Here is a 17,038-nt window from a genome sequence, read left to right on the forward strand (position 1 = left end):
CCCCCACGACCCGGGATGAGCCCGGGAGAGTCCGACCCTGATCTCCTCGCGCGCCTGGGACAGGCCGGGACGGACCCCCACGCCGTCGCCCTGCTGATGGCCAGGCACTGGCGCGCCACGTACGACTATGCCTCCATCTGCCTGGCGTCCACGGCAAGTTCGGCCTCCATGGTGGCCGCCGCGGCCTTCCATCGTGTGCTCGGCGGGCCGACTGCCGGCGCGCTGCGTCCCCAACTCCTCGCCGCTGTACGGGACCTGGTGAAGGTGTGGGCCGCCGATGGCGGTATTTCCGCCCTCCTGCCGGAACTCGGCAAACCGACCGGAGGGCGCGGGCTGCGCGCCGCGCGGTCCGTGACGCCCGAAAGGCGACAAATCGCCGAGCGTGCATTCCGGGCCCTTTCGGGCGCCTCGCAATGTCTCGTCTGGCACACCGAGGTCGAGGCGGAACCGATAACCATACCCGCTGGTCTGCTGGGGGTGGACGCGGGTACCGCGTCGGCATCACTGGAGGGGGTGCGTGAGCAATTCCGCAGGGGTTGTGTCCGTGCCCACCACGAACTCGCGCCCACCCGGGAATGCCGCTACTACAACCGTCTCCTCGACGTCCCCATTCGCCGGGGCGGCGCCCTGCTGCCCGATGTCCAGCAGCATCTGATGGACTGCCGTTACTGCCGTCATGCCGCAGAGCAGCTCAGCCATTTCGAGGGCGGCCTCGAAGTGCTCCTCGCCGAAACCGTGCTCGGCTGGGGCGCCCGGCGCTATCTCGACTCCCGGCCCGGGCGGGGCGGCTCCGAATCGGCGCCGGGTGCCCGCCCGCACCGCGGCGGACGGCACCGCCCGGCGCCTCTCGCCCCGTCGCGCGGGCGCGCGAAGGCCGTGGCGGTGGGCGTCGGCGTGACCTCCCTCGCCCTGCTCGTCACCGTGCTCACCGTCAAGGGCTGGTCCGAGGAGAGCGGCGTTCCCGACCCGGGGGCGACCTGGGGCGCGCCCAGCGGCCAGACCGTCCGCCCGGGCGCCGTGTCCCCGCCCTCGCCCTCGTCCGGGGGATCACCGTCGGCCGCCTCGGCCGAGGAACCCGTCGCGATCGCCCAGGGCAGGCTCCGCAACCTCGACCGCGGCCGGTGCCTGGACCTCCGGGACGGCGAGGTCCGCAGCGGTGCTCGAGCCCAGCTGGCGGAGTGCTCGTCCGCCGCGTCCCAGCAGTGGTCGTACCAGGCCAACGGTCTGCTGCGCAGCGCCGCCGTCCCCACCCTCTGCCTCGACTCCGACCCCGGCGCGGGCACGGTCGTCCTGGCGAACTGCCTCGCACATGCCGGCGAGGTGAGCTACGACCTCACCGTCCACGGGGAGCTGCTGCCGCGCCGGTCGGACGGGCTGGCGGTCGCGTGCGGCAAGGGCAAGAGCGTGGTCGTCACCGAACGGGACGGTTCCGAGGCGCAGCGCTGGCTGCTCGACGGTGGCCTCGCGGACGTACGCAAGGCCGAGCCCGGGGAGGAGGAGAAGAAGCTGGAGGAGAAGGGAGGGGGCGGCACGCCCGCAGAGCCCGAGCCCGAGTCCCCGGACGCCGACGCCCCCGAGCCGCCCGAGGCCGACTCCCCGCGGGACGAGTCCGACCAGCCGGAGGAGGATCCGGAGCCGCAGTACGAGACGCGCTACGTCCAGGACGATTCCGCCTCCGATACCGACTCGGGCTCCCATTCCGGCGGGCAAGCCGAGCCCGCCACCCGTGTCGATGCCGTCGTGCCCCTCCCGGCCGAGGCGCCGGCCCCGGTGTCCGCCGTCGTCGGCACGGCTACGACGACGGTCGATCCCGCCCTTCACTAGTCAAGGAGCTCCAAGCTCCAGGAACTCCAGGGGCCACCCCGCCGGGGTGGCCCCTCCTTCGGCTCTCGGCGCCATTCGGCCGTTTCTCGTTCACTTCATTGACACGAGTCACTGACGCTCATAGTTTTCCCGCCGCACCCAGCAGCCCCCGCTTGACCCTCGACCGTGGACGAACGTGGAGGTGGACCGGTGATACGTCGTATGTCCGTCGCGCTGATGGCCCTCGCGGCCGCGCTCATCACCCCCGTACCCGCGCAGGCCGCCGACCCCCCTGTCGTCCGCACCGAAGCGGGCTGGGTGAGAGGCGAAACCACCGCCGAGGGACGGCAGTTCCTCGGCATCCCCTACGCCGAGCCGCCCGTCGGAAAGATCCGCTGGAAGCAGCCGCGGCCGGTCCGGCCCTGGCAAGGAGTGCGTACGGCGGGGGACTTCGGCAACAAGTGTGTGCAGGGCGCGAGTTGGGACCCCGGCTACGAGCAGCCCAGCCACACCGAGGACTGTCTCGACCTCAATGTGTACGTCCCCGAAGGCGCCGCACGCCGGGCCGTACTGGTCTGGTTCCACGGCGGAGGCCTCACCGCCGGGGCCGGTCAGGACATCGTCCCCGACGCCTTCGCACGGCAGACCGGCACAGTCGTCGTGACCATCAACTACCGCCTCGGGGCGATGGGCTTCCTCGCCACGGCAGGCCTCGACGGCGAGGCGCGCGACGGGGTGTCCGGCAACTTCGGCATGCTCGACCAGCAGGCCGCGCTGCGCTGGGTGCGCGCCAACATCGGCCGCTTCGGCGGTGACCCCGGGCGCGTGACCATCGCGGGCGAGTCGGCGGGCGGCCGCTCGGTCTGCACCCAGCTGGCCTCGCCGAAGGCGAAGGGCCTGTTCCGGGCGGGGATCATCCAGAGCGGGGCGTACGACGACTGCGGCGCGCGTACGCACGAGACTGCCGTGGCGCAGGGTGCCGCCTTCGCGCAGAAGCTCGGCTGTGCCGACCTGACCTGCCTGCGCGCCAAGCCGGCCGCCGAGATCCTGGCCGCCCAGAACGGCTTCGACTGGGCGCCGGTCGTCGGCGGCGACTTCCTGCCGAGGCAGCCGGAGGAGGCGTTCGCGCAGGGGGCCGCAGCCGACGTGCCGGTCATGAACGGGGCCAACCAGGACGAGGGACGGCTGTTCGCCTTCGGCCGTTTCGACCTGAACGGCACCCCGCTCACCGCCGACCAGTACCCGGCGGTCATGCGGGCGGACTACGGCGACGAGGCGCTCACGCGCTACCCCCTGTCGTCGTACCCCTCCCCGACCATCGCGTACGCCACCGCCCAGGGCGACCAGCTGTTCGCCTGCCCGGCGCTCCGCCTCGACGGCACGCTCGCCGGACGCGGCCCGGTCTACGCGTACGAGTTCGCCGACCGCACCTCCCCGCCCTTCGCCTCCCTGCGCAACCTCGGCACGGACTTCGACTTCGGCGCCACCCACGTCAACGAGGTGCAGTACCTCTTCAAGCACTTCGGCCTGCAGTCACCGCTGAACGCCGAGCAGCGGACGCTGGCGCGGCAGATGATCCAGTACTGGGGTTCCTTCGTCCGGGACGGAGTGCCCCGCGCCACAGGACAGCCCGCGATGCCGTCCCGGCCGGGGACGGTACTGACACTGCGCACATCGTCCGCCGACGGGAACGCGCTGAGTACCACCACGCACCATGAGCACCAGTGCAACCTCTGGGACTCCGGGACCGTCACACAGAGCAGGTAGGCTTCCCCGGCGCACGCTCACCGTTTGAGCGTGCGCCGGGAACACAGGGTCCAGGACACGAGGAGAAGCGGCGTTGCACGTCCAGGAATGGCTCGAAACGGTGCCCCCACTCGCCATCTATCTGCTGGTCGGCGTGGTCATCGGTCTGGAGAGCCTGGGCATCCCGCTGCCCGGCGAGATCATCCTGGTCTCCTCGGCGCTGCTCGCCTCACAGCACGGTGAGATCAACCCCTTCGTGCTCGGCGCCTGCGCGACCGCGGGCGCGATCATCGGCGACTCCATCGGCTACGCCATCGGCCGCAAGGGTGGCCGACCGCTGCTGGCCTGGCTGGGCAAGAAATTCCCCAAGCACTTCAGCGAGGGCCACATCGCCACCGCCGAGCGGTCCTTCCAGAAGTGGGGCATGTGGGCCGTCTTCTTCGGCCGCTTCGTCGCCCTCCTGCGCATCTTCGCCGGCCCCCTCGCGGGCGTCCTGCAGATGCCGTACTGGAAGTTCCTGATCGCCAACGTCTTCGGCGGCATCCTCTGGGCGGGCGGCACGACCGCGGTCATCTACTACGTGGGCGTGGTCGCCGAGTCCTGGCTGAAGCGCTTCTCGTGGCTGGGCCTGGTGGCAGCGGTCCTGATTGGCCTGACGTCGATGCTGATCATCAAGCGCAAGGCCAAGAAGGCGCAGGGCGCTCCGCGGGAGGCCGAGGAGATCGTGGTCGCTGCCGAGTAATTTCGGCTGCGGGCCGGTGGGGGCTGGTCGCGCCCGCGCGGCGGTAGCCGCATATTCAATGCAGCCCCGCGCCCCTTGGGGCGCTGCACTACCCGTGGGCTTCTCGGTGGGCCTTTGCCAAATCTGCGTACATCGTGCCGTTGAGCGTCACGCCCTGACGCTCTTCCTCGGTCAGCGCCCGCTTCACCTTCGCCGGCACCCCCGCCACCAGCGACCCGGGCGGCACCTGCATCCCCTGCGGCACCAACGCCTGCGCGGCCACCAGAGACCCGGCACCGATCACGGCACCGTTCAACACAGTCGCCCCCATCCCGATGAGACAGTCGTCCCCAACCGTCGCCCCGTGCACGACGGCGTTGTGCCCGACCGACACCCGCGCCCCGATGCTCACCGGGAACCCGGGATCGGCATGCAGCGTGCAGTTGTCCTGGATGTTGGACTGAGCCCCGACGGAGATCCGCTCGACGTCGCCGCGCACCACCGCGCCGTACCAGACACTGGCCCCGGCCTCCAGCGTCACGTCCCCGATCACCGACGACGTCGGCGCCACGAACGCCTCCCCGTCGATCTTCGGTTCCCTGCCCCCGATACCCATGACCAGCGCCTTGTGTGTCATTGCCCTCTCCTCGCCGCCGACGTCGTAGACGAACCGTACGCCACCCGGTGGGGCGAAGATCACAGGCCCTCGACCTCATAAGGACGCCGAACGCTCAGTACGGTGAGCGGGTGCTCAAGCGCAAGAACACGTTCTCGTCCTGGCGGCGCAGCCTTACCCAGCGCGCCGTCCACGCGGGCTGGGCCTGGGCGCAGCGCATGGGCTCGGTGACCGCTGAGAACCCCGGCCGCTTCCATTTCGGTTCGATCGGCGAAGCCACCCGCCTCGCCTTCCCTCTGGGCACCGTCTTCGGTGAGCCCTGGATCCACCTCGGCTCCCACTGCATCGTCGGCGAGCAGGTGACGCTGACCGCCGGTCTGATGCCCGACCTCGACCTCGGCCCCGAGCCGATCCTGCGCATAGGGGACGGCGTCGTGCTGGGCCGCGGCAGCCATGTCATCGCCGACACGACGGTCACCATCGGCAGCGACTGCTACTTCGGGCCGTACGTCTACGTCACGTCCACGAACCACTCGTACGACGATCCGCACGAGCCCATCGGCAAGCAGTGGCCGCGGATGGAGCCGGTCGAGATCGGCCCGGGGTGCTGGATCGGCACCGGGGCCGTGATCCTGCCCGGCGCGCGGATCGGGCGGAACGTGGTGGTCGCGGCCGGTGCGGTGGTCCGGGGTGTGGTGCCCGATCATGCCGTCGTGGCAGGGGCGCCCGCCCGTGTCGTACGGCGCTGGACGCCCGACGACGGCTGGCAGCCGCCGCTGCGGACGCCGGCGCCGGTGCCGATCCCCGACGGCGTCACCCCCGAGCAGTTGCAGGCGCTGGCCGAGCTGGACGAGGAGACGGCGGCGAAACTGGCGGCGTTGGACGAGGCAGCGGCCGCTCAACTGGCCCAGGTGGACGCGGAGTCCTGAGTCAGCCGGTCGCCAGCAGCAGCGTGCCGACCAGCGCGAGCCCCGCACCCGCGGCCTGCACCGCCCGCAACCGCTCCCTGAGGATGCCGCGCGCGGCCAGGGCGGTCACCACCGGGTAGAGCGAGGCGAGTACGGCGGCCACGGTGACCGGGCCGTGGTGGGCGGCGACCACATAGGTGCCGTTCGCCGCGACATCGGCGAGGCCGACGAAGGCGAGCGCCGGCAGCGAGCGCCAGGGGAAGCCGCCGGCCGGGAGGGCGGCGCCGCCCCGCCGCACGGAGACGTACAGCGCGAGGCCGCCCGCCGCGACGTTGACCACGCGCTGGACGAAGAGCGCCAGGAACAGGCCGGTGATGGTGGTCGACGCCTCCGCGATGAGCGCGAACACCGTGCCGAAGCCGAAGGCCGCGACCAGCGTGAGCAGGATGGCCTGCCGCTGTACCGGCGCGCCCCGCAGCTGCGGCCCGCCCGCGAGCACGACGCCGAGCACGGCGACCGCGATCCCCGCGACCTGCATCAGTCCGGGCCGCTCACCGACGAAGAGGCCCACACCGACCGGGACCGCCACTCCCACCGTGCCGAGCGGGGAGACCACGCCCATCGGGCCCAGTGCGAGCGCCTTGTAGAAGCAGAGCAGGGCGACCGGGCCCACCACACCGGCGGCGACCGCGAACCACAGCCGGCCACCGGCCTCGCTCCAGCCGCCGGTGGCCACCACGATCACGCCGAGCACGGTCGCGGCGATCGCCTGCGAGACGACGACCACCGTGAGTGCCGGGATACGCCGGGTCAGCAGTCCGCCGCCGAAGTCGGCCAACCCCCACAGGAGGCTGGTGGCCAGGGCGAAGAGTGCTGTCACGGGTGCCTCGCAGTACAGTTCGGTGCGCGATGGGGTCCAGCCCACCGTAGTGCAGTGAAATGAACCCTGTCATCCAGAATATTGGACTCCGGAAAGTGATGGGCGAATAACAATGGACGGAATGTGGCGGACCTCGACCTGCTGACCCAGTCCCTGGCGCGCAACGTCAAGCACTGGCGCTCGGTGCGCGGCTTCACCCTGGACGTGCTAGCGGCCAGGGCCGGCGTCAGCCGCGGCATGCTCATCCAGATCGAGCAGGCACGGACCAACCCGAGCCTCGGCACGGTGATCAAGATCGGCGACGCCCTCGGGATCAGCATCACCACCCTGCTGGACTACGAGCAGGGCCCGAAGGTGCGCGTCGTCTCGGCCGACCAGGTGGTACGGCTGTGGCACACCGACGCGGGCAGCTACAGCAGGCTCCTCGCGGGCACCGAGGCGCCGGGCCCGCTGGAGATGTGGGAGTGGCGGCTGATGCCGGGGGAGAGCAGCAGCTCGGACCCGCACCCCGCCGGCACCTTCGAGATCGTCCACGTCACGGTGGGCGAGCTGACCCTCACCGTCGAGGGCGCGGAGTACCGCGTCCCGGCCGGTGCGAGCGCGACCTTCGAGGCCAACGCCCCGCACACGTACGGCAATCAGGGCGACGTCCCGACGGAGTGGGTGCTCGCGGTGTCGGTGCCACCCGTCCGCTGAGCCGTCCCGCCGACGGCCGACCCGGTGCTGTTAGCGTGCGGACATGGACGCACCCATCGGACACTTCGACAACGCCACCCCCGCCCCCGACTGCCTCGACGCACTCACCCGCCCGGTCGCCGACGCCGTCCGTCGCTGGAGCGGCAGCGTCCCCGCCGACCAGATCATCTACGTCGAGACCGACCCGCAGTGGGCCGACACCGCCGTCTTCGTGGAGCACTACGGGCAGGAACTGCTCGAACAGTCCGCGAACTGCGTCGTCGTCGCGGGCAAGCGCGGCGGCGAGACGACGCTGGCCGCCTGCCTCGTGCTGTCCACCACCCGGGTCGACGTGAACGGCGTCGTACGCCGTCAACTCGGCGCCCGCAAGGCGTCGTTCGCCTCGATGGACACGGCGACCGGCGAGACCGGCATGGAGTACGGCGGCATCACCCCGATCGGACTGCCCGACGGCTGGCCGGTGCTGGTGGACTCAGCCGTCGTCGACCTGCCGTACGTCCTGGTCGGCAGCGGGCGTCGGCGAGGCAAGCTGCTGGTGCCGGGCAAGGCGTTCGCCGAGCTGCCGGGGGCGGTCGTACTGGAGGGGCTCGGCGTCGCCTGAGCTCAGGCCACGGTGTGGTGCGCGAGGGCCAGATGCGGATCCGCCTCGCCCGGCGCCGGTGCCGGGTCGGCGTGGACCAGGGCCGCCGTGAGCCGGGGTACGGCGTGCAGCAGGGCGTGTTCGGCGTCGACGGCGATGGCGTGCGCCTGTCGTACCGTCGCCTCGCCGTCCACGACGACCGCCACCTCGGCGCGCAGCCGGTGCCCGATCCAGCGCAACCGCAGCTCGCCCACCTCGCGCACGCCCGCGACCTCCCGCAGCGCCCGCTCGGCCCGGTCCACGAGGGCCGGGTCCACGGCGTCCATCACCCGCCGGAACACCTCGCGCGCGGCGTCCCGCAGCACCAGGACGATCGCGGCCGTGATCGCCAACCCCACGATCGGATCCGCGAGTTGCCACCCCAGCGCCGCGCCGCCCGCGCTCAACAGGACGGCCAGTGAGGTGAATCCGTCGGTGCGGGCATGCAGTCCGTCCGCGACGAGCGCGGCCGAGCCGATCGCGCGGCCGACCCGGATCCGGTAGCGGGCCACCCACTCGTTGCCCGCGAACCCGACGAGCGCGGCCACGGCCACGGCCGGGATCTGTTCCACGGGACGCGGATCGAGGAGGCGGTCGACGGCCGTCCACGCCGCGAAGGCCGCGGACGCGGCGATCGTCAGCACGATGGCGATGCCCGCGAGGTCCTCGGCCCGCCCGTAGCCGTAGGTGAAGCGACGCGTCGCCGCGCGCCGGCCCAGTACGAAGGCGATCCCCAGCGGTACGGCGGTCAGCGCGTCCGCGGTGTTGTGCACCGTGTCGCCGAGCAGCGCCACCGAACCGGAGGCGACCACCACCACCGCCTGGGCCAGCGCCGTCACGCCGAGCACGGCCAGCGAGACCCACAGCGCACGCATGCCGCGGGCCGAGGACTCCAGGGCGGAGTCGAGTTTGTCGGCGGTCTCGTGGGAGTGGGGTTTGAGGAGGTGGGCGAGGCGGTGGCGGAGGGGGGATTGGGTGTGCCGGTGCTCGTGCGCGCGTTCGTGCCGGTGTTCGCGTGTGTGCTCGTGGTGCTCGTGGTGCTCGTGGTGGTCGTGATGGCCGTGGTGCTCGTGCGTGTGCCCGTGACCGTCGTGGTGGTCGTCGTGCTTGTGAGAGTGCCCGTCGCTCACAGCGATCCCCTTCATGTGCGTGGGAGTGGACGCGTGACAGCCCACGACGCCATTATGTGCGTATGAGCGCACGCATGCACCTATCATCTGCACACGATGCGCACCCGCGCACCCCGGGCGGGGAACAGCTCGCGCTCGCCGCCGAACTCCTGGCCCTGCTCGGCGACCGCACCCGCCTCACGCTGCTGCACGCCCTGACGGCAGGAGAGGCCGACGTCACGACGCTCACCGACGCCTGCGGCGCGGCGCGGCCCGCCGTCAGCCAGCACCTGGCCCGGCTGCGTCTCGCGGGGCTGGTGAACACGCGGAAGGAGGGCCGCCGGGTGATCTACTCCCTCCGCGACGGCCATCTGCGCCGCCTCGTGGACGAGGCGCTGAAGGTGGCGGACCACCGGCTCAGCGACCGGCCCCTGCACGACTGACCGAGGGGCGGATCCCGAGGCGTGGTCAGTAGTTCAGTAGTCGGCGTTCTTGCCCAGGTACTGCTCCGCAAAGGCCCTGGCCGCCGTCGAAGAGCCGAAGATGCGGCGGAGACGGGCCAGGGTGGTGCCGGCGCGGTAGGGATCGCCCGATGACGTGCCGTGGTAGACCTCGGAGAGCCAGTGGGAGAACTCCTGGTAGTCCCACACCCGGCCGAGACAGGCCTCCGAGTAGCCGTCCAGCCCGGTGCCGTCGCCCTTCGTGAGGTGGGCGACAAGGCCGTCGCCGAGCAGGAAGGCGTCGTGCAGGGCGAGGTTCATGCCCTTGGCGGCGATGGGGGCGGTCAGGTGGGCGGCGTCGCCGGCGAGGAAGAGGCGGCCGAACACCATGGGCTCGATCACGTAGTTGTGCATGTCGAGGACGCGCTTCTCGATCAGCCGCCCCTCCGTCAGCGGCGGCGCGCCGTTCGCCCCGAGCCGCTGCTGCAGCTCCGTCCAGACCCTGTCGTGCGACCAGTTCTCCGGGTTGTCGCCGGGCGGGCACTCGAGGTAGTAGCGGGTCACCTCGGCGCTGCGCGGCATGTGCCCGGCGAACCCGTTCGGATGCATGCCGAACAGGACACAGTCGGAGGACGGCGGCGCCTCGGCGAGCAGCGCCAGCCAGCCGACGCCGTAGTCACTGCGGGAGATATGGGCACGGTCGGCCGGCAGCGCCGTGCGCGTCACCCCGCGCGCCCCGTCGCAGCCGGCGACGAAGTCACCGTGCACGACCTCCCGTCGACCCGTCTGAGGGCAGGTGTACGACACCGAGGGGCGGTCGGTGTCGAGGTCGTGCAGCTCCACGTCCCGCACGCCGAAGCGTACGGCGCCGCCGCGCACGTCCACGTACTCGCGCACCAGGTCCGTCACCAGCAACTGCTGGGGGTAGACCCAGTGGTGAACCCCCGTGAGCTCCCCGTACGCGAACCGGTAGCGCTCCCCGGCGAACCGGAACTCGCACTCGGTGTGCCGCTGTGCCCGCTCCAGCAAGGTGTCCGCGAGGCCCCGCTGCTCAAGTCCGCGTACGGCCCACTCCTCGAGGACCCCGGCGCGCGGCCGCTGCTCGATGAACCGGCGTGTCTCGGTCTCCAGGACCAGACAGTCGACGGACGCCGCCCGCAGGATGTTGCCGATGGTGAGGCCGGCGGGACCGGCGCCGACGATGACGACCGGAAAGCGTTGCGGGGCAACGGAGTTGGTGTGGGGGGAGGTGGAAGTCACCCGAGCATTATGGGGCGGCTGACGTGGGGAGGGGAGGGCTCCGGGGTCGCTCGGTGCGGGCTCGGTGCTCGGCGGCGTATCGCCCGTCACCAACGTTCCCGAACGGCACACCTAGCCCAGGCGCGGGATCTCGATCGCCGGGCAGCGGTCCATGACCATGTCGAGGCCGGCGGCGCGGGTGCGGTCGTAGGCGGCCTCGTCGATGACGCCGAGCTGGAACCAGACGGCCTTGGCGCCGATGGCCGCGGCTTCGTCGGCGACGGCCCCGGCGAGGTCGCTGTTGACGAACACGTCGACGACGTCGACTTCGAAGGGGATCGCTTCCAGGGAGGGATATCCCTGTTCCCCGTGGACCGTCTCCGCCTTCGGGTGCACGGGCACGATGCGCTTGCCGAAGCGCTGGAGGACGTCGGCGACCCCGTAGGCCGCACGCCGCTGGTTCGTCGACAGGCCCACGATGGCCCAGGTGTCACCGAGCTCGGTGAGGATCTTGCGGACTGTCGCCGGGTCGCCGTACACGCGCGGCCTCCTTGGGGTTCGGGCAGGGCTGGTACCCCCGACAACAGCCGGTGACGGGGGGTGATTCCCCGAGGCGGTGGCCGGAGTGCCCCGTCTTGCGCCGACCGGGTTCCGGTGTGGGTCTTGACAGGAGTTCGTGGGGCGGGGTTCCTTAGTTGCGTTGCGTATGGCAATACAGTTGCTCCATATGCAACTCGCGCACAGGTGCAGTCCCGTCCAGATTCCCTACACCGCGGAGCAGCGCTACAGATGACTCGCAAGCCACCTGCCGAGGACCCCGGCGACGCCCGTCTGCGGGTCGGCCCTCCGAAGGAGTACGCCGCCGGCCTCCCCGCGGTCACCTCCTCGCTGCGGCACGCCGGCGAACAGATGGGGGCCCGCCGCAGCCTGCTCACTCTGCTCCGGGTCAATCAGAAGGAGGGCTTCGACTGTCCCGGCTGCGCCTGGCCCGAACCGGAACACCGCCACCGGGCGGAGTTCTGTGAGAACGGGGCCAAGGCCGTGGCCGAGGAGGCCACCGTGCGCCGGGTCACCCCGGACTTCTTCGCCGAGCACACCCTGGAGGATCTGCTCCCGCGCAGTGACTACTGGCTCGGGCAGCAAGGGCGCCTCACCCACCCCATGTACCGCCCGGCCGGCGACGACCGCTACCGGCCGATCTCCTGGGACGACGCGTTCGCCGTGATCGCCCGCGAACTCGCCGCGCTCGACCACCCGGACCAGGCCGCCTTCTACACCTCCGGACGGGCGAGCAACGAGGCCGCGTTCCTCTACCAGCTCTTCGTCCGCATGCTCGGCACCAACAACCTGCCGGACTGCTCCAACATGTGCCACGAGTCCAGCGGTTCGGCCCTGACGGAGACCATCGGCATCGGCAAGGGCAGCGTCAGCCTGGAGGACCTCTACGAGGCCGACCTCATCCTCGTGGTCGGCCAGAACCCCGGCACCAACCACCCCCGGATGCTCTCCGCGCTGGAGACGGCCAAGCAGCGGGGCGCTCGCGTCATCGCCGTGAACCCGCTGCCCGAGGCGGGGCTGCTCCGGTTCAAGAATCCTCAGAAGCCCTCCGGCGTCATCGGCGGCGGCACGAAGTTGGCGGACCAGTTCCTCCAGATCAGGCTGGGTGGAGACCAGGCGCTGTTCCAGGCCTTCAACCGGCTGCTGCTGGAGGCGGAGGACGAGGCGCCGGGCACCTGCCTGGACACCTCGTTCATCGAGCGGTACACGCATGGCTTCGAGGAGTTCGCCGAGCACGCCCGCAAGGCGTCGTGGGAGGAGATCCTTCAGGCCACCGGGCTGCCCGAGGAGGAGATCCGGGAAGCGTTCCGCCAGGTGCTGGCCGCCGAGAAGATCGTCGTCTGCTGGGCGATGGGACTCACCCAGCACAAGCACTCCGTGCCCACCATCCGGGACGTCGTCAACTTCCTTCTGCTGCGCGGCAACATCGGCCGCCCGGGCGCCGGCCTCTGCCCGGTACGTGGGCATTCCAACGTGCAGGGCGACCGCACGATGGGCATCTACGAGAAGCCGGACGGCGCGTTCCTGGACGCGCTCGGCGCCGAGTTCGCGTTCACGCCCCCGCGGCACCACGGGCACGACGCGGTGGACAGCATCCGCGCCATGCGCGACGGCGACGTACGGGTCTTCGTCGCGCTGGGCGGCAACTTCGTCGCCGCGGCCCCGGACACCGACCTGACCGAGCAGGCGTTGCGCAGGTGCCGCCTCACGGTCCAGATCTCGACCAAGCTCAATCGCTCGCATGTCATCGCCGGGGAGCAGGCGCTGATCCTTCCGTGCCTCGGCCGGACCGAGGCCGACCTGCGGCCGGGCGGGCCCCAACTGGTCACGGTGGAGGACTCCATGGGCATGGTGCACCTCTCGCGAGGGCGGCTCGCGCCCGCGTCCGAGCATCTGCTGAGCGAGGTCGCGATCATCTGCCGGATGGCCCGCGCCGCCCTCGGGGAAGCGGGCCCGCAGGTGCCGTGGGAGGACTTCGCGTCGGACTACGACTGCATCCGCGACCGCATCGAACGCGTGATCCCCGGCTTCGAGGACTTCAACACCCGGGTACGGCAGCCGGGCGGCTTCGCCCTGCCGCACCCGCCCCGCGACGAGCGCCGGTTCACGACCGCCACCGGCCTGGCCAACTTCACCGCCAACGTGCTGGAGAGCCCCAAGGTCCCGCCGGGCCGGCTGCTGCTGCAGACGCTCCGCTCCCACGACCAGTACAACACCACCGTCTACGGCCTGGACGACCGCTACCGCGGCGTCCACCAGGGCCGCCGGGTCCTCTTCCTGCACCCTGACGACCTCACCGAGCGCGGCCTCGCCGACGGGGACCTCGTCGACATCGTCAGCGAGTACGGCGACGGCGTGGAGCGCAGGGCGCCCTCCTTCCGGACCGTGTCGTATCCGACGCCCCGCGGGTGCTGCGCCGCCTACTTCCCCGAGACCAACGTCCTCGTACCGCTGGACTCCACGGCGGCCATCAGTAACACCCCCACGTCCAAGTCCGTCGTCGTCCGGCTGGAACCGCGGTCCGCCGACGCGTAGCCCACTTCTCGCCCGGCGCGTGTGACCGCCCCGCCGGGCGACCGTTCCCTTCCCAAGAGGCGGTGACCGATGAGCGGCCCCGTGTACGACCGTGCCCCACTGGCCCGCTTCGGCGATCTCCTCGCCACCGATCTCCGGGACGTGACCAGCGATCCCGCGGCCCTGGACTCCACCGGTTTCTGGGCCGTGGCCGCCGACTTCGAGGGGCGCCTGGTGTGCGCGCTTCGGAGACGTACGCCGCGCGCCCGTGCCCGCCGCCGAGCCCGGGGCGTGGCGCGGCCCGGACCCGGACGCCTGGACGTCCTCCCTCGACCGGGCCGCCTGCATCGCCGGGGTCCGGCCCCGCGGCGGAGCCGCATGATCGATGCTGCCGTGAGCACATCGCGGCCGGCGAGGTGTACCAGGCGAACCTGTGCCGGGTCCTGTCCGCGCCGCTGCCCGACCCGGAACGGGCGGACGTCGACGCCCTCACCGCCTTACTGGCCCGGGGCAACCCGGCGCCGTACGCCGGCACGGTGCGCCTCCCGGCGCACGGTGTGGAGATCGCCACGGCCTCGCCCGAGCTCTTCCTCCGCCGCGACGGCCTTACGGGAGTCCGGCCCCATCAAGGGCACCGGCCGGACCGCCGCGGACCTCCTGGAGAAGGACCACGCCGGGAACGTCATGATCGTCGACCTGGTGCACCTGGTGTCCACCGTGCGCGGCGAACTCGCCGAACACGCCGGATGGCCGGAGCTGCTCGCAGGCACCTTCCCGCCCGGGTCCGTCACGGGCGCCCCCAAGTCCAGTGCTCAACTCGCCGTCGGTATCCGCACGTTCTGGATCGACGGCACTGCTGCCGGCGGCCCGTTACTGCGCTTCGGTACCGGGGCGGGGATCACCTGGGGTTCCGACCCCGAGCGCGAGTGGCCCGAGACGCAGCTGAAAGCCCGGCGGTTGCTGACGGTGGCGTCGGGTGGGTATCGGCGCAGCCCCGGAACGTCCTCGCGCGCGGGCTGCTGACGGTTTGCCCTGCCGGGGTTCCGTCTCGCTGCCGTTCACGGTGGCCGGTCGGGTTGCGGTAGGGCAACTCTGCACGTCCGACCCCTTGACAGCCCTCCCCAAGGCCCAGAGGGTTGTTGCTCATAGTGAATTCCACTGCATTATCCGCAACGACGCATGTCGGCGGCCGCTCCGCCACTCCTTCTCTCGTCGTTCTCCCATCCGCTCCGGCGTGTCAGTCGGTCAGGCGGAATCACCGACGAGTCCTCCTGTCGTCGTCCGCGACTAAGACTCCACTGCCGTCTGTGGAAAGGACGAGTTTATGAACAATACCCGCGAAAGGGACGGGAGCCGAAGCCATCCCGTCGACGCTGATCTGCCAGGAAGCCCAGCGGTATCCGCAGGCCCCCGGACCGACCTGGTCGTCTTCGGTGTCGCCGCGGCGCTCACCCTCGCCTTCGTCGTGTGGGGAGCCACCGCGACCGACACGCTGGAGAGCGTGTCCGGCAAGCTCCTTGACGGGACCATCCGAAACGGCGGCTGGGCCTTCGTCCTCGCCGCCTCGGGCTTCGTGGTCTTCGCCCTGTGGCTGGCGATGAGCCGTTACGGGCGGATCACCCTCGGTAAGGAGGGTGAGGAGCCCGAGTTCCGCACGGTCTCGTGGATAGCCATGATGTTCAGCGCGGGCATGGGCATCGGCCTGATGTTCTACGGCGTGAGCGAACCGCTGTCGCACTTCGTCACGCCACCGCCGGGCACCGACCCCGCCGACGCCAACGAGGCCATGGAGACCGCCATGGCCACCACCCTCTTCCACTGGACGCTCCACCCGTGGGCGATGTACGCGGTCGTGGGTCTGGCCATCGCCTACAGCACCTTCCGGCGCGGCCGCCGGCAGCTGATCAGTGCCGTGTTCACGCCGCTGATCGGTGAGCGGCGCGCCAACGGCTGGGGCGGCCGGATCATCGACATCCTCGCCATCTTCGCCACCCTCTTCGGCTCCGCGGCCTCCCTGGGCCTCGGCGCCCTGCAGATCGGCAGCGGCTTCACCGGACTGGGCTGGCTGGGATCCGTCGGCACCGGCCTGCTGGTCGCCGTGATCGCGGTGCTGACCGTGGCGTTCGTCGCCTCGGCGGTGTCCGGGATCGAGAAGGGCATCCAGTGGCTGTCCAACATCAACATGGTGCTGGCGGTGACCCTGGCGGTCTTCGTGTTCCTCGTCGGGCCGACCATCTTCATCCTCGACCTGCTGCCCACCTCCATCGGCGCCTTCCTCGGCGACCTGACCCAGATGATCGGGCGTACCGAGGCGTCCAGCGGTGAGGGCGTCGCCGACTGGCTGGCCGGCTGGACGGTCTTCTACTGGGCCTGGTGGATCTCGTGGACGCCCTTCGTCGGCATGTTCATCGCGCGCATCAGCCGTGGCCGGACCATCCGGCAGTTCGTGGGCGGGGTCATCCTGGTGCCCAGCACCGTCAGCCTGCTGTGGTTCGCCATCTTCGGCGGCTCGGCGATGCACCTCCATGACGAGAAGCGTCTCAGCGACGCCTCGACCGCCCAGGGCCAGCTCTTCGACGTGCTCCAGCAGTACCCGGTCGCCACGATCACCAGCGTGGTGGTGATGATCCTCGTCGGCATCTTCTTCGTCTCCGGCGCCGACGCCGCCTCGATCGTGATGGGTACGCTCTCGCAGCGCGGATCCCTGGAACCGACCCGGGGTGTCGTCGTCTTCTGGGGCGTGCTGACCGGAGCGGTCGCCGCGATCATGCTGCTCATCGGCGGCGGCAAGGGCGACGCGCTCACCGGCCTGCAGAACCTCACCATTCTCGCGGCGGCCCCCTTCACACTGGTGATGGTCGGCCTGTGTATCGCCCTCACCCGAGATCTGCGCCAGGATCCGCTCATCATCCGCGGGCGCATCGGCAAGGAGGCCATCGAATCGGCTGTCATCGCCGGCCATGAGAAGTACGACGGCGACTTCGAACTCCGCATCGGTCCCTGCACGCCCTCCGACGACACGGAGGCCGACCACTCCCAGAGGTCCCCACAACCCACGCAGTCCACTTCCGCCTCCGCTCCCTGAGAGCGGCCGGACCCGCGCCCGGCGGGGTCGTGGCACCGACTTGGTCGGCCACGGCCCCGCCGGGCGTTCGTGCTGCTCCGACCGCGATCCCGCCCGGCCGAGGC

14 protein-coding genes and 1 pseudogene are annotated in these 17,038 nt (G+C 71.1%); 10 read left to right on the forward strand and 5 right to left on the reverse strand.

Translation table 11 applies throughout. From position 1 onward, the window contains the following. Positions 1 to 15 precede the first annotated feature (15 nt). The 3 genes from ADL12_RS46870 (at position 16) to ADL12_RS46880 (ending at position 4,291) form a co-directional block, all read left to right on the forward strand. Positions 16 to 1,824 (forward strand): RICIN domain-containing protein, encoded by a 1,809-nt coding sequence (locus ADL12_RS46870; protein WP_079052667.1) that lies wholly within the window; start codon positions 16 to 18, stop codon positions 1,822 to 1,824. Between the two features lie 201 nt (positions 1,825 to 2,025). Beyond that, positions 2,026 to 3,570 carry a carboxylesterase/lipase family protein gene (locus tag ADL12_RS46875; RefSeq protein WP_062715092.1) on the forward strand — a complete coding sequence of 515 codons (1,545 nt, stop codon included), beginning with the start codon at positions 2,026 to 2,028 and terminating at the stop codon, positions 3,568 to 3,570. 73 nt (positions 3,571 to 3,643) lie between these two features. Beyond that, positions 3,644 to 4,291, forward strand: a complete 648-nt coding sequence (locus ADL12_RS46880; RefSeq protein ID WP_062715094.1) for a DedA family protein — start codon at positions 3,644 to 3,646, stop codon at positions 4,289 to 4,291. Positions 4,292 to 4,379: 88 nt separating this feature from the next. On the opposite strand, the gene ADL12_RS46885 is transcribed toward ADL12_RS46880, so the two are convergent. Further along, the gene (locus tag ADL12_RS46885; protein ID WP_062715187.1) at positions 4,380 to 4,907 is read right to left on the reverse strand and encodes a gamma carbonic anhydrase family protein; all 528 of its coding nucleotides are present in this window, start codon (positions 4,905 to 4,907) and stop codon (positions 4,380 to 4,382) included. Positions 4,908 to 5,017: 110 nt separating this feature from the next. On the opposite strand from ADL12_RS46885, the gene ADL12_RS46890 reads away from it, so the two are divergent. Further along, positions 5,018 to 5,815 carry an acyltransferase gene (locus ADL12_RS46890; RefSeq protein WP_062715096.1) on the forward strand — a complete coding sequence of 266 codons (798 nt, stop codon included), beginning with the start codon at positions 5,018 to 5,020 and terminating at the stop codon, positions 5,813 to 5,815. A 1-nt stretch (position 5,816) separates the two neighbouring features. On the opposite strand, the gene ADL12_RS46895 is transcribed toward ADL12_RS46890, so the two are convergent. Beyond that, a complete protein-coding gene (locus ADL12_RS46895) occupies positions 5,817 to 6,674 on the reverse strand; it encodes a DMT family transporter (RefSeq protein ID WP_062715189.1) in 858 nt (285 codons plus the stop codon). 123 nt (positions 6,675 to 6,797) lie between these two features. On the opposite strand from ADL12_RS46895, the gene ADL12_RS46900 reads away from it, so the two are divergent. Together ADL12_RS46900 and ADL12_RS46905 are read left to right on the forward strand one after the other, a co-directional pair. After that, positions 6,798 to 7,370 (forward strand): helix-turn-helix domain-containing protein, encoded by a 573-nt coding sequence (locus ADL12_RS46900; RefSeq protein ID WP_062715098.1) that lies wholly within the window; start codon positions 6,798 to 6,800, stop codon positions 7,368 to 7,370. 43 nt (positions 7,371 to 7,413) lie between these two features. Continuing rightward, complete coding sequence (locus tag ADL12_RS46905) at positions 7,414 to 7,971, forward strand: YbaK/EbsC family protein (RefSeq protein WP_062715100.1); 558 nt, start codon at positions 7,414 to 7,416, stop codon at positions 7,969 to 7,971. Between the two features lie 2 nt (positions 7,972 to 7,973). On the opposite strand, the gene ADL12_RS46910 is transcribed toward ADL12_RS46905, so the two are convergent. Then, complete coding sequence (locus ADL12_RS46910; protein ID WP_062715102.1) at positions 7,974 to 9,119, reverse strand: cation diffusion facilitator family transporter; 1,146 nt, start codon at positions 9,117 to 9,119, stop codon at positions 7,974 to 7,976. Positions 9,120 to 9,181: 62 nt separating this feature from the next. Between ADL12_RS46910 and ADL12_RS46915 the strand changes: the two genes are divergently transcribed. Further along, positions 9,182 to 9,541: an ArsR/SmtB family transcription factor gene (locus ADL12_RS46915; RefSeq protein ID WP_062715104.1), complete on the forward strand. Its 360-nt coding sequence runs from the start codon at positions 9,182 to 9,184 to the stop codon at positions 9,539 to 9,541. A 33-nt stretch (positions 9,542 to 9,574) separates the two neighbouring features. On the opposite strand, the gene ADL12_RS46920 is transcribed toward ADL12_RS46915, so the two are convergent. After that, positions 9,575 to 10,798 carry a 4-hydroxybenzoate 3-monooxygenase gene (locus ADL12_RS46920; protein ID WP_062715106.1) on the reverse strand — a complete coding sequence of 408 codons (1,224 nt, stop codon included), beginning with the start codon at positions 10,796 to 10,798 and terminating at the stop codon, positions 9,575 to 9,577. A 111-nt stretch (positions 10,799 to 10,909) separates the two neighbouring features. Beyond that, positions 10,910 to 11,317 carry a CoA-binding protein gene (locus ADL12_RS46925; RefSeq protein ID WP_062715108.1) on the reverse strand — a complete coding sequence of 136 codons (408 nt, stop codon included), beginning with the start codon at positions 11,315 to 11,317 and terminating at the stop codon, positions 10,910 to 10,912. 249 nt (positions 11,318 to 11,566) lie between these two features. Between ADL12_RS46925 and ADL12_RS46930 the strand changes: the two genes are divergently transcribed. The 3 genes and pseudogenes from ADL12_RS46930 to ADL12_RS46940 all read left to right on the forward strand — a co-directional run bounded on the left by ADL12_RS46930 (position 11,567) and on the right by ADL12_RS46940 (position 16,934). Then, entirely contained in the window at positions 11,567 to 13,870 is a 2,304-nt protein-coding gene (locus ADL12_RS46930) for an FdhF/YdeP family oxidoreductase (protein ID WP_062715110.1), read from the forward strand. 81 nt (positions 13,871 to 13,951) lie between these two features. After that, positions 13,952 to 14,872: pseudogene (locus ADL12_RS46935) on the forward strand (chorismate-binding protein). Between the two features lie 301 nt (positions 14,873 to 15,173). Beyond that, the gene (locus ADL12_RS46940; RefSeq protein WP_062715112.1) at positions 15,174 to 16,934 is read left to right on the forward strand and encodes a BCCT family transporter; all 1,761 of its coding nucleotides are present in this window, start codon (positions 15,174 to 15,176) and stop codon (positions 16,932 to 16,934) included. Positions 16,935 to 17,038: the final 104 nt, after the last annotated feature.

This window comes from Streptomyces regalis, assembly GCF_001509475.1.
GTDB classification, from domain to species: Bacteria; Actinomycetota; Actinomycetes; order Streptomycetales; family Streptomycetaceae; genus Streptomyces; species Streptomyces regalis.

Bases quoted from the DNA above. Each gene is read 5' to 3' on its own strand.
- ADL12_RS46870 (WP_079052667.1), top strand. From the start codon at position 16: ATGAGCCCGGGAGAGTCCGACCCTGATCTCCTCGCGCGCCTGGGACAG.
- ADL12_RS46875 (WP_062715092.1), top strand. From the start codon at position 2,026: ATGTCCGTCGCGCTGATGGCCCTCGCGGCCGCGCTCATCACCCCCGTA.
- ADL12_RS46885 (WP_062715187.1), bottom strand. From the start codon at position 4,907: ATGACACACAAGGCGCTGGTCATGGGTATCGGGGGCAGGGAACCGAAG.
- ADL12_RS46905 (WP_062715100.1), top strand. From the start codon at position 7,414: ATGGACGCACCCATCGGACACTTCGACAACGCCACCCCCGCCCCCGAC.
- ADL12_RS46915 (WP_062715104.1), top strand. From the start codon at position 9,182: ATGAGCGCACGCATGCACCTATCATCTGCACACGATGCGCACCCGCGC.
- ADL12_RS46930 (WP_062715110.1), top strand. From the start codon at position 11,567: ATGACTCGCAAGCCACCTGCCGAGGACCCCGGCGACGCCCGTCTGCGG.
- ADL12_RS46940 (WP_062715112.1), top strand. From the start codon at position 15,174: ATGAACAATACCCGCGAAAGGGACGGGAGCCGAAGCCATCCCGTCGAC.